The sequence below is a fragment of the Azospirillum sp. OGB3 genome, from assembly GCF_014192915.1.
Lineage (GTDB): Bacteria > Pseudomonadota > Alphaproteobacteria > Azospirillales > Azospirillaceae > Azospirillum.
In genome coordinates this window covers 8,261-30,812 of sequence record NZ_JACHYN010000018.1, presented here as the reverse complement: position 1 = coordinate 30,812, position 22,552 = coordinate 8,261, and the positions used below count along the sequence as shown (strand labels likewise).

Below are 22,552 nucleotides of genomic sequence, written 5' to 3'. Positions count from 1 at the left end.
TCCTCTCCCTCACAGAGCGAGCGCAAGCTGGCCGCAGTCGGCAGCCGGCTTGGTGGGGCGAGCCGTGCGGCGAAGCGGTGAGCGCGGCGCCTGGAGCCTGGGCGTGAGAGGCACTAAGTTGGCCGTGGCCAGCGGTGCGAGCACCTTTCCGAGAGCCCGGCCAAGAGCGCGGAAGCAACTCCAAACGGCGCCCTGCCCCAGCAGTTCGTGAGCGGCGGTGGCGGAGCGGCCCTCGATGATGGCGGCGGCGAGATCGTCGGGGATGGACTTGACCGCAGCGTGCTCCGCCGGGGTGAGCAATCGGGACAGCGCCGGGTCGTGAGGTGCTCGGATGGACGGTTCGCTGGTTCTGTGTTTCCAGTATGACCGCCCGATCGTACCGACGGTGGCATTGTCGACGGTCACGATGTTGCGTTTGAAGCTGTTCCCCTTGGCGGCCTGTGCCTCGGCGTGCCGGTCCAGATAGGCATGATCCTGCCAGCGCGGGTCGCCTGGGGGCACATCTTCAAGGATGTCCCCCAGCCGGCGGGCCGGACCGGGTTCCGCCGGCACCACGAAGGCCTCCGGCGCCAGCCCCTCACTGATGCCGATCAGCGTCCAACGCCGACGGGCTTCGATGGCTCCAAAATCCAGCCCGAAAAGCGGGACTTCAAAAACCCGGTACCCCAGGCGCTTAAGCTGCGTGCGGATAATCGCGGCGGAAGCGGTGGAGGAGTATTGCGGCACATTCTCGATCGCGGTGACCGCGGCAGCGGATGCGCGCAGAAGCGTGAGGTATGCGTGGCAAAGGTGCCCTGCCTGCTCGTCCGCTTCCGGCATGGTAAGGCGCTTGCGCGCCCGTCCGGCGACACTCGCCGCTGTGCAAGGCAGCCCGGCCAGGAGGACGGAAAGCTTCGGCATGATCTCGGGCTCGATCTCGTCGAGGCTCGCTTCAATGCTCATCCGGCAGCCCCTGGTCGCCGGGTTGGCGGTGACGGCCACGTCGAGGCCTTCGGGGTCGATGTCCACGGCCAGCGCCGTTTCGGTCGCGATGCCCGCCTCGTGCAGACCGGTGTGGATGGCATGGTCGATGATGCCGGCACCGATGCACAGGGTCCCGACGGACAGCGGGCGGCCAGCGCTCAGGCGCTCGCGCAGATCCTGTTCACGCTCGGCCTGAGCCACCGCAAGCGGCGGCAGTGTCACCTCGATCTCGCGCTCGCGGTAGATGACGCGCACCTTCTCCGCGCCGCCGAACACACGGTCCAGAATGGCCCCGGCAAGGTCAATGATGGGTCGGATGACGCCGCCGAAGCGACGGGTGCGGCTGCTGACCGTGCGCTCCCCATCCGGACGCAGTTCGAGGATGAGTTTGCGGGCTGCGGCGTCGGTGCGGAGGTGAAAACGGGAACCGGGTTCAAAGGCGACGAGCGACAGGCGCGGTCCTTCAAGCCAAAGCCGGGGCTTACCCTTGGTGATGCCTATGCGGGCGTGGGCGATGTGCATGTTGGGGAACCGATGCAGTGTGGGGATGCTTCCCATCCTGTCATATCGTACAGGGCGCATCAACACTTAATATCGTACAGGGCGCATGTTTTCGGATTGCCTTGCTGTACTCCTTGATGTCGAAGCATGACGAAGAGTGTGTTGCCAAAGGCACCGGCGCGCTGCCCTCGTCAGGACGGCACCGGGTCCTCACCATGACGATCTTGGCTATGGTGGCCTGAGCCACCAGATCGCACGTGACGATTTGGAGGAGCCGCCTGTGGTCGCGTCGCGCCGCGGCGGTTTGCCTGGGCCTATCTGGTCTCACTGGACCGAATCTGCGAGATCACGGCATGCAGCACCGATGCCTTGTGGGGCATAAAAGGTGGTCGCCTGCCCTGCTTCCGCCCCGCCGCGTTGTCAGGTGCAAGTGGACAGGCGGGATCGGTCGCGGGACGACATCGAGTCATAAGACAGGAAGCCCTCTCGCCCGTCGGCCAGCCGTACCTTGGCGACCGAGACGGACGAGCTCCATCTGTATCCGCAAGCCTTCTCATCGGCCAAGTCCACCAAGGTGTTCCCTGGCAGGCGCGCTATCACGGTCTGGCGGTTCGCATCAAAGACCGGGGCCACTCCGGCCTCGACCAGAACCTGCATGCCACGCCGTCGTTCCTGGGCGGGCTTTGCAGGGGCAGCTTCGTTCTCAACCATGTCGGCCGATTGCATATTCTTCGGGGAGCGCCGCGCGTCGGTCGGAGAGTTGAGGCAATAGCTGGTCAGTCGCCGGGCGTCCCGGGTGGACAACGAGTCCAGCGAGACGACGCCCACGCGTCCATCAGGAAGCCGGATGCCCACCGGCTTGTCAGCCGGAAGGCCGCAGAACCGGCCATCGGCGATAGGGACGAGCTTTCCCCCGGATAGCGTGCTCAGCACCTCGCCGCTGTCGGGCGAATGGACCGTCGCTCCTCCAAACGCCGTCATGACCTGCCGGGAGCGCGGAACATGCGTGTCGTTGGAGGGTGAGGAGCGATCAGTAGAAGCATAATAAAATCCAAGCCCGAAAAGAACGAACATGCCCGCGCCACCCAGCACAATCAATGCGCTGATGGACCCCGTGGCGGGTGGCGTCTGGTTGCTCACCACGACGAATGGCCTGGGGTTCGTGCCCGGACGTGTCCGGGCCGCGCCGCCGGTCGGCGCTGCGAAGACGGATGCTGGTTGGACTGCGGGCTGGGGGCGCGGCGGTTTGGATGGCTTGCTGACCGGTGGGGGCGGAGCGGCGCGTTGCCGTGACTTCTCGGCCGTGCGTTCCCGCTCCCGCGCGCAGTAGGCGCAGTTGTCGCCAAGGTATTGATGTTCCGGATTGACGGAGCAGGTCTTCACCTGACTGGTGAGCGCGTCGAGCAAGTCGCTCCATTCGGCCATGCTCGGTCGGTCCGTCGACCGCTTGATGAAGGCTCTGTCGAAGGCGGCTTGAAGCGCTGGCGGAAACCCCCGGTGTATGCTCTGGACGGTGGGCACCTTCCGGGTTTCGGGATGATCGTTCCGGTACGGGTAGATTCCGGCGACAATGGCCCCGGCGATGTCGGTCGGGTCGCTCTCACGCGCCGCGGGTCCCGGTCTGCCCTGGAACGGGTGGATGCCTTCGTTCAGGAGCTGGAACGCGATCACGGCGAACGCGAATGCATCCTGCTCGACACCGAGCCGCCCGGGTGTGGATGAATGTCCCTCCGGTGCGAGATATTCGATGGTGAACATCTCGGCGGGATAGGTGTCGGTGCGGCTGCGGATGGAAAATCCGTCGCAATCGATCAAGCCGATGAACCCGCTGTCGCGATAGACCAGGACGTTGGGCGGCTTCAGGTCGATGATGGCGTGGCCGGCGGCATGGATCTCGGCGGCGACGGAAGCGAGGTTACGGGCAACGAAAAGCCGGAAGCCAAGGTCATCGCGGTGGCCGGCTTGGTTGCGCGCCGCACGGGTGAGAAGCTCTTCGAGCGTGGTGGCGCTGGCCAAGTCCACACGGCGCATACGGTAGCCAACGAACCGCCCTGCACTGTCTCTCACAAGGGCGTTGGGCCAGGCCAGCTCCACTACATCGGCGCCGTTGTGCTGTACGACGGCCTGCTTTGGCGCCGCGTCTAGCATCGCGGCGACTTTGCCCGCAATCTCGTCGTTCGGCTTGTGATAGAGCTTGACGACATGGCGATCGTCGCCGACGACACGACGGACGCTCCCAGCGCCGCCCGCCCCGATCTGGCCGGTCTGCACCGTGACGGGCTGCTGGGGAGATCCAGAGCCGTCATGGAGAAACAGCTGCATCAGGACCTCCGCGCCCAAACCAGCGTCTTATCGTCTGGATTCAGGGTTGCCTTTTCCGAGGACAGAGAAACCGCCAGCGCTTGAGCCCCGTCGGTGGGAGTGACCTCGCGCAGGTGACGATCCACCACTTCGCAGAAGCCCGCCTTCAGGCTCCCGTCCGCATGAAGGGCGAAGCCGGCCGCACCATCGGTCATGAGTAGGATGCTGGTGACGCCGCTCAGCGCCGTCACACGCAGATGATCGGCCCAGACGTCTTGGGTGACGAAAAACGTCTCGTTGGCGAACTCCCCGTTTTCTGGTCCCGAAACGGACGCACCCCTCCACTCCGCGGCGCCGTCGACGGCGAGGCCCGTGCTGGCGGCGAGAGCGCCATCGCCGATGTGGAGCGCAAAGCCCTCGCCCTCAGGGTTGAGGATGACCGCGACGACGGTGGTGTGATAATCGGCGAGGGGCCGCCCAGCACAGGCTGCTTCGATCTCCAGGCGTCGCCGCGCGTCACGAACGGCTTTAGCCGCCCGCATCGCCGGCGCCCCGCCGGCCGGCTTGGACATGCTCCGCAAGTTGTCCAGCAGGGCGTGAGCCATGAGCCCCGCCCCCACCTCGGCTGCTGCGGCGCTGCCGGCTCCGTCGCAGACCACGACGGCCAGCGATCCGTCCACGATCTCGAACGCATAGGCGTCCTGGTTCGGGAGTCCGGAATGGACATGGGACGGCCCGACCACCGAGGCGCCAACGACGCGCCAAGGTGGCCTCTCCGTCCCGGTGACCCGATGGGCCGGTGTGGGGCTGGCCATCGTGGTCAGGTCTCGATGGAGATCATGCGGGGCGCTTCGATCTGCATCCTGGTGCCTGCAGCGGCTTGGCTTGCGCTGCTGACGCTCGCCGACAGCCAGACGAACAGTTCGCGGAAGGCGAGGCCGTGCAGCCGCAAAACGCCCTTGTCCGGGGCGTTGAAGGCCGCGAGTGTTCCTGTGCTGGCACCCTCGACGGCGAGGGGGAACACGATGGCTTTCTTATCCACGGCGGCTTGCCGCATCTCTGCCGCGGCGTCTTCCCAATCCGCGTCGGTCGGCTCACCGTCGGACACGATCAGCACCCATGGCCGGGTGTACGGAATGCCCATGTTCCGGAGGCTGGACTTGTAGCTCTCCAGTTCGGAAAGGGCCAAGCGGGCGCCGGCCCCCAGCGGGGTCGAGCCGTTTGCGTAGATGGTCGGAGCTTGGAAGTGCATGGCGTCGGTCCACGGCGTCATCACCTGGGCGAGGTTGTCGCGTCCGATGCAGATGACGCTGACGGCAACCCGGTTACGCGCCACCGGGTCTGCCTTCAGAGCCTCCTCGAACGCCTGAAGCCCTTCGTTCAGCGACTGAATCCGCTTTCCGTCCATGGAGCTGGATGCATCCAGAACAAGGACGCAGGGGGTGCGCTGAGACGTGTTTTCCTCGAGCTGAGCCTCAAGTCCGGGAATGCCGGTCATGCCATTTCTCCAGAGTGCGGACCGCCTGGGATGCAAGGTGCGGCGCGCTTCGGGGAGACCATAGCGTGGTCGGCTTTTTGGACGCGCCTCCGAAAGACGATGAAAATCATCGTCTTTCGCGGGTATGACTGGCTCGCGAGTGGAGGGGTGTGGCTGGGTGTTCAGGGCGCAACGGTGATGGTGCCGTGGAGCGGCATCGCACTTCGACATTCTCCCCCAGCGTCAAAGCTGGAAGCGGGTTAGCCAAAGCGTGCTGAGTGGACCAGGCGGAGCTGGGGCGGGCGCCGCCGGCGTTCAGCATTCATCATCGCGTCGCGGTAGTAGCAGGTAACAAAAACCCGTACCGCGCTGCACAGGTTGAATGGCTTACCAGCTTTCAGGTTCGCCGTTTCGATGGCCGACACCAGAGCTTCATCGGAGAGTTCCTGCCGACAGGCGATGTCGCGCAGGGCATCGAGGAATGGCGCTTCAAGGCTCAACGATGTGCGCCGGCCGTTCACGATGAACACGGTGGGTGCTGGCATTGATGTTCTCCGGTGATGAGCTGCCGGAAAATACCCCGATATGAAATCCCCACCATGTGAACCGGTTCACAGCCGATTCAGGGTGGAATCTTCCTGTCCAAGGCGAGGTGCAGAGCCTCTCGCCCGACGGCGATATCGCGACCGCCAGCGCCACAGGATGCACACCGAAACCGGAGATCTTCCGGACGTGCTCCCCAGCCATGGCGCATAAGCAGCTTCGCCGCATCCAGATCCGCATGATGGTGGCAGCGCCGGCAGGCCACGATCACCGGCCATGAATGACGGGCATAATTGCCGAGACAGTCCAGCCTTTTGCTCCCCACCGTCTGTCTCCGACGCCCGTTTCGCAAGGCTGGGAATATAAACCGATGAGCGCTTGTTCTTCAATCGTTCTCCTTTGGTGTTGAGCCGCCTGCCTGATCTCCCGACGGCGCATCTTCAGCTGCTGGTCATCCCTGCCGAGGCTGCGGCAAGCTGGGCAAAATCAAGCCAGGCAGGGAGGTGTGGATGGCCATGTTCATGACGAAGGTCTGGGGGTGGGACGCATCCAGCGTGGGCCACCGTGTATCCGGCCGCAGCCAGCGCACCGGAAAGGTCACCTGGAGCATTGTCCGGGCAGCCTTCCGCGATCCAGGCGTTGCGGCGGGTGTGGAACGAGAAGAAGTGCTGCTGAAACATCTGCACGAGCTTCTTTCGGGCGGCGCCGGTGAGAACCGGTTCCGCCGCGACGCGAAACGCCGAGGCTCTGTGGATGGAGCCGTAGTTCTCATCGCGCCAGGTCAGCGTGATGGTGGTCGGCCGCTTGGACATCGGTCATTCCTTTTCCAGTTGTTCGTCTGGACGAGGACGCCACGCTCCCCTGCTAGGGAGGTGTGCTCCCCGCCAGGGATGAGAGTGATCGCCGACGGTTACGCCAGCAGCGGCACCTGCCCGCTGGTCAGCGGGGTGCGGTTCTTGTGGGCAGCGACGCGCTCACGCTCGCGCTCCCACAGCTTCTTCAGGCTGGCAGGCAGCCCCAACGTCAAACCGTTGTTCAGGTCGTACGACGGCCACTGCCGCTGACCCTGCCAATCGGCATTGCCGAGGCGGCGCCATTCGTATGCGATGGTGCCGCCGGGTTCGAACCGCAGGCGCCATTCGTGCTTGCCGATGGTCATGGGCTCGCTGAACGAGGCCTGCGGGAACTCGCGCGGGTGCAGGGCGTGCTCCCAAACGAAGTCCAGCGCCTCGCGGATCAACCCCATGCGCTTGTGCAGGTAGCACCGCCACGGATCGTCCGTTCTGTTGTTCGCGTCCGACAGCGAGCGCAGAGCGCTGTTGCCGATGTGCGCGTAGATGGCCGTGAACTCGTCCGGCCCGTCAGGATCACCACCGAGGTTGTCGATGATGTGCTGGCGGACCTTACTGCGGCCCTCCGCCTCGCCCCAGAGCTTGATGAAGGTCTGGGTAAGGCGCGTGACGCTGAACAGCGACACGCTGATGCCGATGTCCGCATCCGAGCCAATGCCGCCACCAGTGCTGGTGACCAGCCAGGCCCCGCCGGAACGGCGGTCGCTGTTGAAGCGAATGGTCACGGCGCCGTAGGCATCTTGCAGCAGCGCCGCCGCCTCCTCGACCAGCTCGTCGAGATCGCGGGTAATGCCGCTGAACCCGCCACCGGCGACAAATCCCGTTCCGGGGATCAAAACACCGTGGCTTCTGGAAATGTAGGTCATTGTTCGTCTCCGACATTGAGCATGATGCCCTTGGCGGAGACACGCCCCCTGATGGGGAGACGTGCTCCCCAAGGGGTGGTTATTAGTTAGAGGACCGCGGTCCAGCCTTGCGCCCGGCAGATCGCCGAGAACGCCTGAACGGCCGCATCTTCCCCACTGTAAGTCCCGACCAATTCGCTCTCCGCTTCCGGATCGGCGAGGTTGATCAGGTCATGGGTCTTCGTGGCGCACACGTCACCGTTCACCTCGGACACCCGGTAGAACACCCGGCGATCCTCCGTGGCGATGATCAGCGCCTTGTCGGCGGCCAGTACGATGCCAGCCGGGGCCGCGCCACAGCAGTAGCTGTTGACGAAGTCGGCCACCATCGTGTGGTTCTGCCACAGCGCCTCAATCCGGTTGGGCTGAGATTGCGGCGAGAACTCCAGGCCGAAGTGCTCGGCCAGCTCCCGGATCGACAGCTGGGCGCCACAGACTTCCGTGTCCGTGTGCTTCAGGATGCAGCTGAACCAGAAACCGTCTTCCGACACATTGAGGCAATCGCACTCGGTGCGAGGCCCGTCGTCATCGTCGTCACTGGTTTCATCGCTGTCCTTGGCGTCCTCGTCAGACTCCGCAGGATCAGTCTTGAGCCAGTCGGCGGCGTAATCAAACTTCTTCACCCGGAGCAGATCGTGCTCCTTGACCAAGCCGGCCAGATTGATGATCTCGCGCGCCTTGGCCTCGTCGATGCTGAAAGCGACCACCGCAGGAATGGCGGCATGCTCGTTCGAGCTGCTGCACTCGGCGGTGTAGGTCTTGGCGTCAGCCATGGTGTGAACTCCTATCGCAAATAGGCTGGCAGAAGACACACCTCCCCTGAGGGGAAGGAGGCCTTCCCCAGCGGGGTTGATCTGAGCAAGATGAGGGTGTCGCGCTCGGCTAAAGTCCGCCGGGCTGGACGTGGCCGCAGGGCTGAACCCTACGGCATGGTGTGGTAGGGCAAAGCCCAACACCACGACGAGGCCCGAAGGCCAAGGCTGCTTCACCCACATGGGCCAGGACCAAAGCTCATCCTGCCGGCTGAACGCCGGAGCGAGCGACCAGGCGAACCTTGCCGCTCGAAGAACCGCCGCATCACGCAGACGGTCCACTATGACGCGCGGGGCATCAGAAGTGAGCCAACTCTAATTGAGCTGCCCGCAGCGTTCAAGGCGGACGCGGGGCGTCAAGGCGGCTGGCTGTCCCAGCGCGGAGGTGCGGCTCCCCGCCCACCTCCTGACCGTCTCCCACCGCGACCGCGTGAGCAAGCCACCAGCGAATCCACCAACTGGCTCGTGGCGCAGAAGAAGCGAGATCCCCAGCTCATGACCACCTGCAGCCCAACGCAGCCGAGGGCGACGCGCGCCAGATCCTCGACCGTCACCGGCCTGGAGGCGACGTGCTCCGTCCAAGCGTGGCGAAGCATGAGGATTGCGTCCAGCGGAGCACGGGCCGCGACGAGACGAGACGAGACGATCGTGGAACACCCGGTGAGACCGCCCGCTCTTGGGGCGTGCCGGATCGGACAGGAGATCGGCGGCCAAGCCGCTGTAGGACGGTCGCCAGAGGAGCCAATCGCATAAGGGGATCGCGCTCCATACCGCGCCAGGGACTGGCGGTCGAGGAAGGCCGGATGCACCGCGTCCGGCTGGAGTGCTCATCCGCCCCAGCGCGAAGTCCGCGCTCTGCGATGCGCGGGAGCCTCCATCATCTCGACGAACCCGGTATCGGTCAGCCGCGCCGCCATAATGTCGGCGTCACGCTCCAGCCATGGCGTCCATGTCCGACGACCACTGCCTGAAAACGGCTTGTCCGTATAGGCGAGCCCGGCGTCACAGAAGTGGGTACGCAGATCCTCGATCAGCGCCGCCGCTCGGGCGTAGGCAGCGGAACGATCCGCGCCGGGCAGGCGGAAACGCCTCGCGGTCACCCGACGCGGATTGCCGGTGTTGTACCAGCCAGCCACTGCGTCGGCCCGGTAATCATACGCGGTGCCAACCATCTTGCAGAATGGCCCATCCAGGAGGAGGAAGAGATCGAAGGAGCCACCGGTCTTCCACGATGACAGACCGGGCTCGGTCTCGTAGCCGCCCTTCTCCGCCAGCGTCCCTTCCACCCCAGGCAGCCGCGCAACCCCCGGCAACCGCGAGATGGCCGCCTCGATGTCGAACAGGGATACCGGACACGAGGGTGAGCCGGGACCGGGAAACCACTCGCTCCCGCCGATGCACTCCCCGGCGTCCAGGGCCGTCTCCCGGTGGGGCGTCAGAATGGCGTGGATATCCGCCTCCCAGAGTGTGTTCGCCGCCTCGCGCCGAAGGGCTTCACGGTCCGCAGCCTTGCCATTGGGCCTCTTCTGAAGCCGCTCGACGGTTCTCACCAACGATGCCGCGGCTGTTGCTGCCAGATGGTCCACCAGCTCGTCACTGGACGTCCAGGCGCCAAGCAGCACCAGACGGCGCGGATTGCACGACTGGAGGCATGAGTGCCGGCGCGCCAGTGGTGCCAGAGCAGCGTTGGTGCGTCCGCTGGCCAAGGCCCTCCTCTCGCCGCGCTGCCACCACGCCTTGCCAATCTTCACGGCTGCCGGGAGGACGTCACCAGCCTCCGCGAGCAGGTAGACAAAGCCGCAGGACGCACGGTGGCTCATGCCGAACTCCAGGCATAAAGAAGGCCGGAAGCCTGAAGGCTCCGGCCGCGGAAGGATGGTTGGTGCGCCGGGCTCAGTGCAGGGAGGTCGGCGCCTTTGGAAAGGGGGCCGGCACCGTTTCGTCGGGATAGCAGGTCTTGGCTTCGGCGATGGTCTGCCGGGTCGTGCCATCGGTCGTCACGGTCATCAGGATGTCGTAGAGGTCCTCCTTCGACATCGGCTGAGTGCCCTCTCGCACCTCGACCTTGCTTCCGTCCTTGTTCCACTCGGACACCGACTTGCCTTCAGTCGGATTCCACACCCGGCCCATCGCATCGACGACTTCAACCTTCGTCAGCCCCTCGGCCGCCTCGGCGAGCAAGGTTTCGACGAGGGCCGCCAGCCGAACCGGATCGTCTTGTCCCAGCGCTTCCTGATAGGCAGTCAGTGCCTTTTCGTAAGCGGCGAAGGCCAAGGGCTTCTCGCCCTCGGTGCCGGGGACCGTCACGGTACCGCCCAGGAACTTACCCAATCGGTCCATCGCCTTCGCCGCCCCAGGCCAGTCCATCTTCACCAAGTCGAGTATCTCTCTGACGCCCTTAGAGGCATCAGAGCTGGTCGCTTTCCGGAACTCCTTGAGCATCTCGTCGTCTTTAGTCAATGGGTTGCCTTCGTGCGCCCATGCGCCGCCGCTGGTTGCTGAACCGTTAGAGCTTCGCGAAAACAGCGGGCTTGGCAAAACACTACACCCAACGCCCGGAAACAGGGAGAGGGAATACGTTACAACGCGGTAATCCTTTGCATATCCTTCGATGCCGAAGCAGCCAAGGACATAAAGCACAGGCTGTCGATAACGAACAAGGACTTATCCGCGGGAGCGCTCACCGTCACAGTCGAACGGACAAAAGCAGCGCCAAAGCGCTCGGTCAGGGCAGTCTGTGCTGCACCGTCTGTTGGCCAGCCTGAACGCGACGCACCAGCACCTCGCGCAAGCGCGCCGACGGGCAGCCAGCCATAATGAACTCGAGAGCGTCCACCCGTGCCGCTTCGAAGGCCTGCTCCAGAAGAACGCAGTCGGCGGTTTTCTGATCGGTGTCGAGATTGATCGTGACGATGCCCGCCTGCTGCGCAATCCGCAGCCCGAAACCGCACACGCCGATCACGCCGATCACCAACATCGTTGTCTGGGCTAAACGGCGGAGACGGGGAAAGTTGTCAAATAGGCCCAGCACACGCTCCTCCGCACCCAGCGCCCCAGAACCGGAACGGAGGGAGGTTGTTGGACCCGCTCACGGCGTCAAGCTGCTTGAGCCGTTGGGGCCTCGTTGCGCCGCCAGTGGTCCGCCCAAAGCTCGACCACCGCCGATGGCTTCAACAATGCCACACGCGCCCAGACCACACCATAGAGCGTCGGCATCCGGATGTAGCCATAGGCGGCCACATCCTGGCCCGCGACCCGTGGGTCTGTCGTGAAGTTCAGGATCGTCCCGTAGACCGACAGCTGCACAATGTCCGACAGGAACACCCGTGGCAGCCGCCGGGTCTTCGTGTCTACCGGCACCAGAAGACCCGCGTCCGACATGAACACCTGATCGGGCCGCCCGAGCAGCGGCACGGGGAGGTTGGTGCGGACCTCCTCCTCCGATAGGACCAAGCGGCCACGGGCCAACTCAGCGGGCATGTTCTCGCGACGGAGCCACAGCAGGCGGTCCGCGTCCTCACGCTCCCGCACCCGGTCCCGTACCTTACCAACCTCCAAGCGTACCATCGCGGCTCTCCTATCCAGGGGGACCTATCCAAGGGGGCGCTAGCCCGCTGCGAGGAAGCGGCGCACCTCAGCATCGAACCGTTCGTGCTCTGCGATGCCCGCTTGACGACGAGCCTCGTTGGCTAGTGCCGGAGGCGGACCGCCGCAGGCACTCTTGGCCAGCTTGGTCGCGGACACCGCCCGCATCCGAGCCCACCGCTGCACTGCGGGGCTATTCTCCAACGAAGCAATCGCTTTCATGGGGTGGCGCAGGAACTGCTCGAACGTCAGCCCCGCCTCGTGGAAGCGACACGCCACGAACAGGTCGCCGTACAACTCCAACTCTGCGTCCAACATGCGTTCCCCCTGTGGCGTGCAGTGCCCATCCAGGAGGCGCGGCGGCCTCCTATCTCCAGCTTACGGATTTTTCCGGGAACGCAAGTGCCCCCTGGCGGTGTTCAGAAATCCGGGAGAGAGGCGTCAAATTCTTCCCGATCCCGCCGGGCTTTCTCCTCGGTCTGCTGATAATTGGCCCCCAGCACGGATATCTGCGCAAGCATCTTGCTCCGGGAGCGCAGCGGCCCAAACCATTTCTCGAGCGACGAAATGACTGCCCTCTCCCAGCTTTGTGCTTCGGTGAAGGAGGTCATTGGATACGTCGCGCCCCCGCCTCGAGGCACCGTTTTGTCGAATCGCTTGCGATCCGTCTTTGGCCCGAAAAATCGGATCAGTATCCATCGGATCGAAACTCCCGCCGCCCGCCGCTCCACGCGCACGCTGTAGCGAGCGTGCTGCGATGGCGGCATGGTCGCCCGGACGTCGGCACTCTCCTTGTAGAACTCTTCCGCCAGGGCTTGGGCTTCTGCTTCCACCCGCTTTGCTTCCGATGCGATCACCGCACTCAACAGGTCACGAAACGATGCTCCGGAACGCTCTCTCAGTGCGTCCATCTCTTCGTGAAGCTCCATTTTTACCCCCCCCCGTCAGGGCATATATCTAACCATATGCCCCGACCACCCCCCCTGTGCCATAGAAGAAATCCAGGCTTTCCGCCGCGACTTGAAGGATCTTCTTAGCGGGGTCGGGGCATATAAAGATGGCCCCGACCCCCCCCGTCAGGGCCACGATGATGCTTCTACCAGTATGGTCACGGTCCTGTAAAGGGGGGTCGGGGCATATAAAGATGGCCCCGACCCCTCCCGTCAGGGCCATGGTAGTGCTTCTATCGAAGCGATTCCTGGCCCTGTAATGGGGGGTGGGACACATAAAGGGTGGTCGGGGCATATAAAGACTGCCCCGACCACCCCCGTCAGGGCCATGGTGAAGTTGATGGATGGTAATGCTTCTATCGATGCGATTCATGGCCCTGTAAAGGGGGGTTGGGGCATGTAATGACTGCCCTGACCACCCCCGTCGGGGCCATGGTGAAGTTGATGGAACCAGGTCCTCTTGCCTCGCTTGTGGCCCCGCCGGAGAGTGAGCGGGCCTGCCGAGCAGCCGCTACGGAAGCCCATGACGGCAGGCAGCAGCCTCCGATGCTGAGTGTGCACCGCCAGTCGTCCGCCAGTGACATTGGATGCCTGATACCCATGACGGCAGGCAGCAGCCTCCGATGCTGTGTGCACCGCCAGTCGCCCGCCAGTGACATTGGCTGCCTGATACATGCGAAAGACGACGAAAATCATCGCCTTTCGGTGGCGCGGTGCCCCGGTCGAGATTGGTAACGTGTCTCTCCCGGTTCACACAGTGGACTGCCAGAGCAACCAGCAGGATTGCGTCATCATGTTCGCCATCGGTCTTGATATTGGCTATTCCAATCTAAAGCTGGCTTACGGAGAGGTGCCGGACAGCGGTCTCCCCAAGCCGGCCGTCACGCAGGTGCTGCCCGCCGGTGCGGGGCGCCTGTCCGATCTGCCTTTGCGGATGGGCAAAGCGGACGGAGACACCGACGCGCTGGTCGTCAACGTCAACGGCGAAAAGTGGGTCGCCGGCGTGGACCAAGCCCGGCTCGAGACCTCAGTGCGCGAGTTGCACGCTGATTATCCGGCCTCCGATGCCTATCGCGCACTGTTCCACGCGGCTCTTCTCCTGGGCGAGCACGACACGGTGGATCAGCTCATCACTGGCCTTCCCGTCAGTCAGTTCCTCGACAAAGACCTCAGAGCGCGCCTTTCGGATCGTCTGACGGGCGAGCACCAGGTCACCGCCGGCCGGACCATCACGGTCAAAAGAACGCTGGTCGTCCCTCAGCCCTTCGGCGCCTATTTGGACCTGTTGAACACCTACGAGGACGCCGCGGCGCTCGAAGAGTCGAGGATCATGGTGATCGATCCCGGCTTCTTTTCCGTGGACTGGATCGCCATCGAAGAAGGCGAGATCCGCAAGGCGAGCAGCGGCACTTCCAAGCGCGCAATGTCGGTCCTGATTGAAACCATGAATGGCCTTATCCAGGAGGACCATGGTGGCAGCGCTGGCATGGACCGGCTGGAACAGGCAGTGCGCCAGGGAAAGCCAACGATTCCGGTGTTTGGTACTCCGGTCGAGCTCGCGCCGTACTTGGAGAAGGCGGGACAGCGCGTAGCGGTTGAAGCCCTGAAAGAAATGAAGCAGCAACTCCGAGCCAATGACCGAGCCGTGGACATCGTGCTGATCGTCGGCGGCGGTGCGAAGGCCTATGAAGAGGCGGCCCGCGACGTCTTCCCCAAGAGCCGGCCCGTGCTGCCCGAAGCGCCAGTTTTAGCGAACGCCCGAGGCTTCTGGAGCGCGGCAGTGTCATGAGAGTCGTCATGATCATCACTCGCGCTTGCGCCGAGCTTGGTGAGGAGCTTGAGCGTGTGCCTCCCAGAGAACGCGCCGAGTATCTCCGCAGTCTGGCCATGCAAGGCCTATATCGACGTCGTGAGATTAACGCGGGCTTGGCGGGCGCTGGAGTTCCGGCCATCCCGATCCAGCACACTACACCGGACCCGGCACCAGATCGGAACCTGCGGCGTTTGAAGAGCAAGGCTCTGGCGAGCTTGGAAAATGATTGATTTGGAAAAGCAGCCCCGCGCGAATGGCTGTGTCGCGGCTGAGATGATCCGCTCCCCTCCCCCTGGTTAGGTCCCAGTCCGGCGACGGGTGGGACCATCCTCGGAGTGAGCATCCACGAAACAATGGACGCATGCCCCAGTCGCTCGAGTTTCCGAATGGCTTGCATCCGCCTCAGACGCAGAAATGAGGGACCTCGAACATGACCTCCGTTGTGCGCCCCCCGTGCATGCGAAGGATGTCCTCGGCGATCCGGTGTGCACTCCACATCGGTGTTGCCATTTGCACCGCGATGCTTTGCAAAGCCGCATATCTCCTGAGTACCGCGCCGGTCCCGACGCCCTTCGATGATCCGGACGCCTTCCACCACTTGCTAACTGGCACGTTGGTTAGCGCAGTGGGTTGGGGTACTGCCGCCGCGGTCTTCGCCCTAATCGCGAGTTGGTTTCCGAAGCAGTCTCATAAGTGAGGCGGGCGGTGGCCAGATCGTCCAGCAGGCGGGTCAGCCGGGTGTAGAGTACGCTGTGGCCTTCCCGCGCCGCCTGGTTGCCGAGTGCACAGGCCAGCCAGGTCTTGCCGATCCCGGTCGGGCCGGTGATCAGAACCGGCCGGTTCTCCTTCACCCCACGCCCGGTGGCCATCTCGCGCACAATACCGCGATCGAGTCCTCGCGGGGTGTGCAGGTCGAGATCCTCCAGACAGACAGTCTGACGCAGCCGGGCGCGTTTCAGCCGGCTGGCGAGCGCGGTGTTGGCCCCGCTCCGCCGCCTCGCGTTCGATCAAGGTGCCCAACTCTCGTCGAAGGCCAATTGGCCGCGGTCTGGCAGGGGCTCCAACGCCTCCAGCCCCTTGGCCATGCCGTACAGACGCAACTGGCGCAACCGCTCGTGGTTGACGTGCTTCATCATCGTATCTTCGTCAGTGATAGTAGGAAGGGCCGCGCAGATTGGCGTGCTCGCCGGCACCGGCCGGGTCCGCCGACGTGACGGGGGGCGCCGCCAACCAGCGCTGGACGTAGCGGTAGGATCCGACTTTGGCCTCCAGGGCCGCTTGGCAGGCTTGCCCCAGCCGGTCGGTGCCATGGGTGGCCGCCAGGCGGATCAGGCCGATCCCGGCCCGCACCGCCTGTTCGGGATAATCGGCGCCGGCCAGAATGCGCGCGAACAGCAACGCGGCGGCCGGGCCGATGGCGGCCAAGTCGGCCTGGATGGCGTCGGGGGGTGAAGCGGGCGACGGTCCGGTGGTTGGCGGGCTTGGTCCCGGCCGGTCCGCCTCAGCACCAGTATCTCAATCAGGCAACGCAGCAGCGCCTTCCGGTGCTCACGGTTGACGGCTGGGTCAGCCCACAGCTCGGGCAGGCGCTGACCTAGGCGGAGAGACCATGCCGGCCGCGGACGACGAACAAATGGCCGGCGAAGGGGTCCTGCTGGAGAACCTGCTGGGCGAGCATGGCCAACCCGTCCATGCCCTTGCGCATGTCGGTGGCGCCCATCGCCAAATAGACCCGCACGCCGGCGGGAACCGAGATCATGGGGCATCCAACGCGCCGACCAGCCGGCGCAGCGTGGCGGGGGCGATGTCCTCAGCGACCCGCAGTACGCAACCGATGGAAAGCACCACTTCGACCAGGGCGGAACGGCGCTCGGCTGAGGGCGCCGGATCCGGCGCCGACGGTGTCATCACAGGAGATGGCAAGCCGGCGGGTGTCGCCTCCAGGACATGAACCGGCACGGAGCCCGGCGCCTCGGCGGACAGTTCCCCACTCTTGAGCTGCCGGCGCCAGCGATAGATCAGGCTGGTGCATACGCCGTGGCGGCCCACCACCGCGGCGACGGTGGAGCGCCCGCCTTGGGCTTCGCCCACCAAGCGGATCCTCTCCTCGGGCGAATAAGTCCGCCACCCGCCGGCGCTGACCTCGATACGCTGAACCGCCACGGTGCAAACCGCGCTGCTTGCCACGATGCCGAGCCGGCCGCACCATCCGATGCCGCCGACGCCCAGCTTTCAGCACGCGGCCCACTCCTCCCGCAAGGCAGCCCACAGACGACGCTTACGAACAGGCCCACACGGCCTGTTCAGAACTCGGCAAGTATCATGATGGGTTTGCGGCTCCGCTGGCCGATCTGGTTCTTTGAGGCTTCAGAGGCATATCATCTTCCTCGGCGAAGCTGATGAGAGAAGGAGAAACCGTGCTGCTGGAGCGCCCGATCCGGGACAGGCTTTCTGAGGAGTTGATGGTTGGCTCATTATCAGCGCCGCATGCTGGACAACGGGGTAGCAAGCGCTGCTTGAGAACCACCGAGTAGGTGCAGCCGCACGGGCAAGAGCGCAAGGATACAACGTCGCGAATGCGGAGATCACGGACGAGGATCCATGCCTCTGTGGGGCCAATCTTTGGGGGGCAAACGAAGCCGGCCTCTGCGCGGAGTTCCAGGAACAGTTTATAGGAGCGGATCAGAGCCTCGATGTTGATCGTTCGATACACCCGGGCGGTCCCGATGTGGACGTATAGATTTAAGAACAGGCTGGCCTCAATCACGTCCTGACGAGTGCATACCACTCCGTCGGATTCGGCCATCTGCCCTGACACCGGCGCTTCGCCGTTGTAGATCTCGCGATAAAGTGCGCGAAGAATTGGCGCCGAGATGCCTGTATGAAGTTGGACGATCGAGGTGCGAACGCCAAACAAGATCAGATCGATCGCCAGGCTTATCTGAGCGTGTTGGGACAGACGGCTCATGATCGTAGCCCTCAGGCTTGGTTGATGGAAATGGAGCGCAGCAGCGCAATGGACTTGGCCGGTGCTTCGCCTTGTTGAAGCACGTCAGACAGGATGGCTCGCGGCTGGAAGAGGAACAGGGACTTCGAGGCAAGTTCCTGTAGCTCGCGGATGCTCAAATCTCGGATGTATTCGGCCTCAGCACGCGTAACGCCGAAGCGGGCTGTCGCTTCACCCAAGTCATCTTGAGAAACTCTCTGAAGCAGCAGCAGCATGTGCCTGTTCAGATCACGAAAGTCGTTAGCGTGCTTGTCGGACATGGTTCAATCGATCCAGAGCGAGGAAATGGAAAGACCGCTTCCGGTCAGTTGCTTAAGTCGCTGGTAGACGGCGAGCACGCGCTGCCCGTACATCCGGGCCGCTGGTTCATTTTGCCACGCGTTGTAGCGTCCGATGCCAAAGGCAAGGTCCCCTGGCTTGGACGCAATACTCTCGCGCAGGATCCTTGCCCCCATCCGCAAATTCAAAGCCGGGTCAAGAAGCTCCGCAGGATCGGAAACGCGCTTTCCATGCGCGCCTACATATATCTGCATCAGGCCAATTGCGGTGCGCTGAAGCTCGGACGCATCCATGCGACGAAGATGGCGCTCCGCCTCACGACGGTCGCCACCATAAAAGTTACCCTTCGGGCTCGTGAGCGCCCACGGCCAAGGACGGACGAAGCGATTTTCGTGTTTGGCGCTTTCGACCAGCGCAACTGAAAACAGCAGGTAGGGATCAATCCCCTCGGCTGCCGCAGCCTTCTCCCAGGCGGTGCCGGAAAGGCTGAAAGCAGCAGCCGGTGAACTGATCGCAACCATCATAACGGTAGCGATCCCAGCGACGGCCATCTTCAGGCGCCGACTTCCACTCCGGGAAACCGGTTCGCTGGGCGTCGTGTCATGATGCTCAACCAGCAACATTGTTTCGCTACGCCTTTTGGATTCGCTCGATACCTCGAACGATTGCGTTATCAGGCATCTTTCGGCACTACGCAAGTATTAATTTCAACTTCTAAGTTTTCTCCAGCGTCCGAGTACGACATTGAACAAGAAGCCCAAGACGCCGCTCATGAGAGAAGGCGAATTCTCGTGCGTCGGCCGACAAGGTGGAAAATCATAGCGACATATGATCGCATCGTGACTGCAGCCGGGCATTCATCTCTTGACGCATGCTTCCTTATGCACACTCCAGTATGTCCGATTGCGTGTTCTTGGGGCGGCTTTTGCTTAATTCCGCGTTAACGCACTCAGATCGCTCAGGCTCGGGGCCGCCAACAATGGCGTCATCTGGACGTGGTCAATGTCCCGCAGGAGAGGCGATTTCTGTCCTAGTGATCATTAAACAGCCCATCTTCTCCCATCGACGATGGGGCTCGATTTCCATCTTCTGGATGCGGCGCGTTGCACTGGCGGTGCTGTGACCTTGTGGATTCGCCCTCCCCTAGCCGACGAATCTTGGGTTGGTCGCGGCAATGTTGCTCTGCCGTGTCACTAGCCGTCACTTCTCTCACAACGAATACCCTGGCTGCTTGGACATGTGCTGACCGTCATCACTGCCCATGAGGATTGTGGTCCTCGTGTGAGCGTCGCTTGCATACTGGCCCTTCAGAAAATCCGATGCAGCGGAACCGGGCGGCACACGGCGAGCGGACTACGGGGAGCCAATCACTCTGAAGGGCCCCTCCATGTCGATTTCGCTGCCGAGTGGGCCGCCGGCGTGTTCTCGTGCGAGACCTGAACCCGATCGCGCACGAGGTGAGACTGACCGGAAAAGCCGCGTTGTCGGATTGCCCGGCGTAAGCACCCGGTGAGTACTGCGGTCAGGCTGCCTTCCAGTTCCAGGGCAGCAACTCGGGCAGGTGGTTCTGCGGCATGTCGGCGACACGGGCAAACAGGTCGGCGAGCCATGCCTGGGGATCGATGTCGTTGAGCTTTGTCGTGGTGATCAGGCCGCATAAGATGGCGGACCGCGGGCCGCCACGATCAGAGCCACAGAGCAGCCACGCCTTTCCCAAGTGCGATCCCGCGCAGGCCGCGTTCGGCTGCATTGTTAAGCGTCGTCTGTCGGCTGCGGCGCAGTCCGGACGCCCATTCCCTGACCGGCGCCACATTGCTCTCGCCCAGGGCGGCGAAGCCGGCGAGCGGATCGTTCAGCGACTCGCCATGCCGGTCTCTGCCGACACCCTCCTGCGGCTCGCTACCGTGGAGCAGCGCATCGTCGCCCGGCACTGAGGGTGGACGAGTGGGCGTGGCGCAAGGGCTATCGCTACGGGACCACCCTGGTCGACCTCAAGCGTGGCATCGTGGTGGAACTGCTACCGGATCGGAACGTCTCCAATTTCGCCGCATCGCTGCTCGCATCCTGGGGTGGAGGTGATTGTTTGCGATCGGGCCGACGTTCGCCTTAACGCCTGCGAAGCCGTCGGCACGGGATGTGAGGAAGGCGGCCACGCATGCTCCCTGTTACGCCCACTACGCGGAGGTCGGACGGCTGGCGGACGCTGGCGCTACGTTCATCGCGATCGCCCGGAACTGCGCCCTGAATCGCAAGACGGTGCGGGCGTGGCTGCGCGACGGCTGCCCCGGCACCTGGAGCACCGCTGGGGCGACGGTCAGCGAAACGCCACCGCGCTGTGGCGCGAGATTGGCAGCCCGGGTTTCGCCGGCCGCCGATCATCGGTGCGTGCGTAGGCCACGAGCCAGCGCCGGACGCCTCCGGACCGGAGGAGGCAATGGTCCAGGGGGCTCCGCGACCGGCGTTTCGGTTTCAGTCGGCTCCGGCGTGATGGTCACCGCGACGAAGCTGGACGGTTCGGCTCCGGCGATTCCCGTGGCCTTCATCAGCCCCAGCCAGCGATACAGCAGGCTTTCGTGCACGCCCAGCCGTCGCACCACCTCCGTCACCAACACGCCGGGGCGGAAAGCCTCCTCGATCATCTGCTCCTTCTCCGCCGGCGTGTAACTCTGCCGCCGCTCCGTCCCCGTCAAAACCTCGACCCGCTGAGAAGCCGTGACTTTTACAACTCGTTTGCGTCCGCGCGATGACGCGCCACACAAATCTCAGACGCCGATCCCTACCTCGCCAGGGCGGCTCTCACCGGAGCCGTACGTCCATCTGGGGCGTGGCGCGCCTTCTGCAGGCCGACCGGACGGAGCTAGCGGAGGCTGACTGGGTGTTCGTGGACACACTGCTGGCCATGCGTGATCTCGCGCGCCGCTTCGCCGCGCTGGTGCGCAAGCAGGGGACGGGCACTCTTGATGATTGGATGGCGGCCACCGCCAGGACATGGCTGGAGGGCTTCGCCTCAGGGCTCCAGAAGGACTTGGCGGCCGTGCGGGCGGCGCTGGAGACGCCCTGGTCGGCCGGCCCGATCGAAGGGAGGATCAACCGACTGAAGACCGTCAAGCGCACTATGTACGGCCGAGCCGGCTTCGAGCTCCTGCGCAGCCGTACACTCGATGCAGCGTGAACGCTGCCTTCATGCAAAGTGCGGGAGAACCAGTATTCAACCGGCACTGACAGCACAGACCAACCGAAGTGGCGTGTCGCTGCTGACCGACATGGCAAGCGCGCCTGACAAGGGCGATTCTGGCGCGCCGGCCAGAGCAGAGGTCCGGTGCGCCTGCGTCAAACAGCCCTTGCGCTAGGCTTTGGGCAGGTTGGTCTCAGGCCGTAGCTCAATCCAGAAGGCTACGGCTCAGACGACCACCCGTGGCTTGATAGCCAAAATTCTCCGTCGGCAACGGAGAGGCGTGGTCTATGCCCACCGGCATCTGGCTCGCAAACTCAGCCTTGCTATGGGAACGAGCCTTACGTCCGCGCCGGAACCAGGAGGCTACACTCATAACAATGGCTACCGCGAAGTGGCCCAGCACGAGCACCTCTAGGGGTCTGATATTGCTTAAAAAATCCATCATAGTTATCGTCCGAGTACTACAGCGAGGGGCCGATCATGTCGGCCTAAGACAACCCTACATCAAGAAGTCGAGAACGCAACCCCTCCCCGCGTCCAAAAGCGACGCTCTCTGCTGTGCAGCGTCTGCGAATGACCAGAGTTACCATTACTTTTTCCGCCTCGTCATAGTTTTTCAAGAAGCGCCCGGCAGTCGCAACGCGACGCCGGGCATGAATAGCATTTTGGTCAGCGTCGCGGACCTTGAATGAGGCTGGCCGGCGTCCGCGCACTTGGAACTGCCCGAGACGACTCAGAAAGATCTTTCGCTCCGCCGCCACTCTGCGTCTGGCTGTCAAACATGAAAGGATCAAGCGTCGGAACCGTTGCGCCGCCACCCTGCGCCTGATTACCGCACGTGAGTGGGCCTACCGGCGGAACATCGGCGCCGCGGCCCTGTGTCAGGATGTCAACCGACAGGGACGCCGCAGGCGTAGCCGTAAAGCTGACAGGCTCACCCAGCGGCGCGGTTCCCGCATCGCTTTGTGCCGGATTGCCGGCTGTGAGGGGAGCCGCTGGCGGAACATCGGCGCCACCCCCCTGTGTCAGGATGTCAGCTGGGAGAGATGCCGCAGGCGTGACCGTCAAGCTGATCGGCTCGCGCAGCGGCGCGGCTCCAGCATCGCCTTGCGCTGGATGACCGGCCGTGACGGAAGCCGCCTCCGGGACAAAGGCGCCGTTCCCCTGCGTCAGGTTGTCGATCGGGCGCGATGCCACAGGCGCAGGTGCGCCGCGAACCGGCTCAACTGGCGCTGCGGCCGCAGCACCGCCTTGTGCCGGATGACCAGCCGTGACGGAAGCCGCCGCCGGAACGAAGGCGCCGTTCCCCTGCGTCAGGTTGTCGATCGGGCGCGATGCCACAGGCGCAGGTGCGCCGCGAACCGGCTCAACTGGCGCTGCGGCCGCAGCC

At 63.9% G+C, this 22,552-nt stretch carries 22 protein-coding genes and 3 pseudogenes; 2 read left to right on the top strand and 23 right to left on the bottom strand.

Annotated features, from left to right (window positions below; genetic code table 11):
• Positions 1-9: 9 nt before the first annotated feature.
• The 14 genes from FHW79_RS26395 to mobI form a co-directional block, all read right to left on the bottom strand.
• Positions 10-1,521 (bottom strand): DNA cytosine methyltransferase, encoded by a 1,512-nt coding sequence (locus tag FHW79_RS26395; RefSeq protein ID WP_183181657.1) that lies wholly within the window; start codon positions 1,519-1,521, stop codon positions 10-12.
• A 363-nt stretch (positions 1,522-1,884) separates the two neighbouring features.
• Positions 1,885-3,786, bottom strand: a complete 1,902-nt coding sequence (locus FHW79_RS26390; protein ID WP_183181656.1) for a hypothetical protein — start codon at positions 3,784-3,786, stop codon at positions 1,885-1,887.
• Positions 3,786-4,580 (bottom strand): PP2C family serine/threonine-protein phosphatase, encoded by a 795-nt coding sequence (locus tag FHW79_RS26385; RefSeq protein WP_183181655.1) that lies wholly within the window; start codon positions 4,578-4,580, stop codon positions 3,786-3,788. Before FHW79_RS26385 ends, FHW79_RS26390 begins: the two co-directional genes overlap by 1 nt.
• Positions 4,581-4,585: 5 nt before the next feature.
• A complete protein-coding gene (locus FHW79_RS26380; RefSeq protein WP_183181654.1) occupies positions 4,586-5,263 on the bottom strand; it encodes a VWA domain-containing protein in 678 nt (225 codons plus the stop codon).
• Positions 5,264-5,502: 239 nt separating this feature from the next.
• Positions 5,503-5,787 carry a ribbon-helix-helix domain-containing protein gene (locus FHW79_RS26375; RefSeq protein WP_183181653.1) on the bottom strand — a complete coding sequence of 95 codons (285 nt, stop codon included), beginning with the start codon at positions 5,785-5,787 and terminating at the stop codon, positions 5,503-5,505.
• A 438-nt stretch (positions 5,788-6,225) separates the two neighbouring features.
• Entirely contained in the window at positions 6,226-6,597 is a 372-nt protein-coding gene (locus tag FHW79_RS26370) for a hypothetical protein (RefSeq protein WP_183181652.1), read from the bottom strand.
• Positions 6,598-6,695: 98 nt separating this feature from the next.
• Positions 6,696-7,502: a hypothetical protein gene (locus tag FHW79_RS26365; protein WP_183181651.1), complete on the bottom strand. Its 807-nt coding sequence runs from the start codon at positions 7,500-7,502 to the stop codon at positions 6,696-6,698.
• Between the two features lie 86 nt (positions 7,503-7,588).
• Positions 7,589-8,314, bottom strand: a complete 726-nt coding sequence (locus FHW79_RS26360; protein WP_183181650.1) for a hypothetical protein — start codon at positions 8,312-8,314, stop codon at positions 7,589-7,591.
• Between the two features lie 866 nt (positions 8,315-9,180).
• Positions 9,181-10,173, bottom strand: coding sequence for a hypothetical protein (locus FHW79_RS26355; RefSeq protein WP_183181649.1), 993 nt, complete (start codon positions 10,171-10,173; stop codon positions 9,181-9,183).
• 73 nt (positions 10,174-10,246) lie between these two features.
• Positions 10,247-10,813 (bottom strand): hypothetical protein, encoded by a 567-nt coding sequence (locus tag FHW79_RS26350; RefSeq protein ID WP_183181648.1) that lies wholly within the window; start codon positions 10,811-10,813, stop codon positions 10,247-10,249.
• Positions 10,814-11,078: 265 nt separating this feature from the next.
• Positions 11,079-11,330, bottom strand: a complete 252-nt coding sequence (locus FHW79_RS26345) for a hypothetical protein (protein WP_183181647.1) — start codon at positions 11,328-11,330, stop codon at positions 11,079-11,081.
• Positions 11,331-11,449: 119 nt separating this feature from the next.
• Positions 11,450-11,920, bottom strand: a complete 471-nt coding sequence (locus tag FHW79_RS26340; RefSeq protein ID WP_183181646.1) for a hypothetical protein — start codon at positions 11,918-11,920, stop codon at positions 11,450-11,452.
• Positions 11,921-11,959: 39 nt separating this feature from the next.
• A complete protein-coding gene (locus tag FHW79_RS26335; protein ID WP_183181645.1) occupies positions 11,960-12,256 on the bottom strand; it encodes a hypothetical protein in 297 nt (98 codons plus the stop codon).
• Between the two features lie 101 nt (positions 12,257-12,357).
• On the bottom strand, positions 12,358-12,867 hold the full coding sequence (gene mobI, locus FHW79_RS26330) for a conjugative transfer protein MobI(A/C) (protein WP_183181644.1): 510 nt from the start codon (positions 12,865-12,867) through the stop codon (positions 12,358-12,360).
• Positions 12,868-13,681: 814 nt separating this feature from the next.
• Here mobI and FHW79_RS26325 point away from each other — a divergent pair.
• Complete coding sequence (locus FHW79_RS26325; RefSeq protein ID WP_183181643.1) at positions 13,682-14,677, top strand: ParM/StbA family protein; 996 nt, start codon at positions 13,682-13,684, stop codon at positions 14,675-14,677.
• A 719-nt stretch (positions 14,678-15,396) separates the two neighbouring features.
• On the opposite strand, the pseudogene FHW79_RS26320 reads toward FHW79_RS26325, so the two are convergent.
• The 9 genes and pseudogenes from FHW79_RS26320 to FHW79_RS26280 form a co-directional block, all read right to left on the bottom strand.
• Positions 15,397-15,837: pseudogene (locus FHW79_RS26320) on the bottom strand (ATP-binding protein); the annotation flags it as partial.
• 10 nt (positions 15,838-15,847) lie between these two features.
• Positions 15,848-16,184, bottom strand: a pseudogene (locus FHW79_RS26315) (IS21 family transposase); the annotation flags it as partial.
• Positions 16,185-16,295: 111 nt separating this feature from the next.
• Positions 16,296-16,460 carry an IS66 family insertion sequence element accessory protein TnpB gene (tnpB, locus tag FHW79_RS26310; protein ID WP_348984280.1) on the bottom strand — a complete coding sequence of 55 codons (165 nt, stop codon included), beginning with the start codon at positions 16,458-16,460 and terminating at the stop codon, positions 16,296-16,298.
• A complete protein-coding gene (locus FHW79_RS26305; RefSeq protein ID WP_348984279.1) occupies positions 16,457-16,864 on the bottom strand; it encodes a transposase in 408 nt (135 codons plus the stop codon). Before FHW79_RS26305 ends, tnpB begins: the two co-directional genes overlap by 4 nt.
• 157 nt (positions 16,865-17,021) lie before the next feature.
• Positions 17,022-17,669, bottom strand: coding sequence for a FlhC family transcriptional regulator (locus FHW79_RS26300; protein WP_183181641.1), 648 nt, complete (start codon positions 17,667-17,669; stop codon positions 17,022-17,024).
• 11 nt (positions 17,670-17,680) lie between these two features.
• Complete coding sequence (locus tag FHW79_RS26295) at positions 17,681-17,968, bottom strand: flagellar transcriptional regulator FlhD (RefSeq protein ID WP_183181640.1); 288 nt, start codon at positions 17,966-17,968, stop codon at positions 17,681-17,683.
• Between the two features lie 3 nt (positions 17,969-17,971).
• A complete protein-coding gene (locus FHW79_RS26290; RefSeq protein WP_183181639.1) occupies positions 17,972-18,511 on the bottom strand; it encodes a transglycosylase SLT domain-containing protein in 540 nt (179 codons plus the stop codon).
• A 998-nt stretch (positions 18,512-19,509) separates the two neighbouring features.
• A pseudogene (locus tag FHW79_RS26285) lies at positions 19,510-19,741 on the bottom strand (transposase domain-containing protein); the annotation flags it as partial.
• Between the two features lie 621 nt (positions 19,742-20,362).
• Positions 20,363-20,677 (bottom strand): transposase, encoded by a 315-nt coding sequence (locus FHW79_RS26280; protein WP_282184033.1) that lies wholly within the window; start codon positions 20,675-20,677, stop codon positions 20,363-20,365.
• A 53-nt stretch (positions 20,678-20,730) separates the two neighbouring features.
• On the opposite strand from FHW79_RS26280, the gene FHW79_RS33370 reads away from it, so the two are divergent.
• Positions 20,731-21,159: a transposase gene (locus tag FHW79_RS33370; protein WP_282184032.1), complete on the top strand. Its 429-nt coding sequence runs from the start codon at positions 20,731-20,733 to the stop codon at positions 21,157-21,159.
• Positions 21,160-22,552 lie beyond the last annotated feature (1,393 nt).

What these genes read in the sequence shown, in the direction of transcription:
- FHW79_RS26300 (WP_183181641.1), bottom strand. Translation starts at nt 17,669, where the DNA reads ATGAGCCGTCTGTCCCAACACGCTCAGATAAGCCTGGCGATCGATCTG.
- FHW79_RS26365 (WP_183181651.1), bottom strand. Translation starts at nt 7,502, where the DNA reads ATGACCTACATTTCCAGAAGCCACGGTGTTTTGATCCCCGGAACGGGA.
- FHW79_RS26345 (WP_183181647.1), bottom strand. Translation starts at nt 11,330, where the DNA reads ATGTTGGTGATCGGCGTGATCGGCGTGTGCGGTTTCGGGCTGCGGATT.
- FHW79_RS26380 (WP_183181654.1), bottom strand. Translation starts at nt 5,263, where the DNA reads ATGACCGGCATTCCCGGACTTGAGGCTCAGCTCGAGGAAAACACGTCT.
- FHW79_RS26340 (WP_183181646.1), bottom strand. Translation starts at nt 11,920, where the DNA reads ATGGTACGCTTGGAGGTTGGTAAGGTACGGGACCGGGTGCGGGAGCGT.
- FHW79_RS26335 (WP_183181645.1), bottom strand. Translation starts at nt 12,256, where the DNA reads ATGTTGGACGCAGAGTTGGAGTTGTACGGCGACCTGTTCGTGGCGTGT.
- FHW79_RS33370 (WP_282184032.1), top strand. Translation starts at nt 20,731, where the DNA reads ATGACGCGCCACACAAATCTCAGACGCCGATCCCTACCTCGCCAGGGC.
- FHW79_RS26395 (WP_183181657.1), bottom strand. Translation starts at nt 1,521, where the DNA reads ATGGGAAGCATCCCCACACTGCATCGGTTCCCCAACATGCACATCGCC.
- FHW79_RS26370 (WP_183181652.1), bottom strand. Translation starts at nt 6,597, where the DNA reads ATGTCCAAGCGGCCGACCACCATCACGCTGACCTGGCGCGATGAGAAC.
- FHW79_RS26360 (WP_183181650.1), bottom strand. Translation starts at nt 8,314, where the DNA reads ATGGCTGACGCCAAGACCTACACCGCCGAGTGCAGCAGCTCGAACGAG.
- FHW79_RS26325 (WP_183181643.1), top strand. Translation starts at nt 13,682, where the DNA reads ATGTTCGCCATCGGTCTTGATATTGGCTATTCCAATCTAAAGCTGGCT.
- tnpB (WP_348984280.1), bottom strand. Translation starts at nt 16,460, where the DNA reads ATGATCTCGGTTCCCGCCGGCGTGCGGGTCTATTTGGCGATGGGCGCC.
- FHW79_RS26355 (WP_183181649.1), bottom strand. Translation starts at nt 10,173, where the DNA reads ATGAGCCACCGTGCGTCCTGCGGCTTTGTCTACCTGCTCGCGGAGGCT.
- mobI (WP_183181644.1), bottom strand. Translation starts at nt 12,867, where the DNA reads ATGGAGCTTCACGAAGAGATGGACGCACTGAGAGAGCGTTCCGGAGCA.
- FHW79_RS26290 (WP_183181639.1), bottom strand. Translation starts at nt 18,511, where the DNA reads ATGATGGTTGCGATCAGTTCACCGGCTGCTGCTTTCAGCCTTTCCGGC.
- FHW79_RS26295 (WP_183181640.1), bottom strand. Translation starts at nt 17,968, where the DNA reads ATGTCCGACAAGCACGCTAACGACTTTCGTGATCTGAACAGGCACATG.
- FHW79_RS26385 (WP_183181655.1), bottom strand. Translation starts at nt 4,580, where the DNA reads ATGGCCAGCCCCACACCGGCCCATCGGGTCACCGGGACGGAGAGGCCA.
- FHW79_RS26375 (WP_183181653.1), bottom strand. Translation starts at nt 5,787, where the DNA reads ATGCCAGCACCCACCGTGTTCATCGTGAACGGCCGGCGCACATCGTTG.
- FHW79_RS26390 (WP_183181656.1), bottom strand. Translation starts at nt 3,786, where the DNA reads ATGCAGCTGTTTCTCCATGACGGCTCTGGATCTCCCCAGCAGCCCGTC.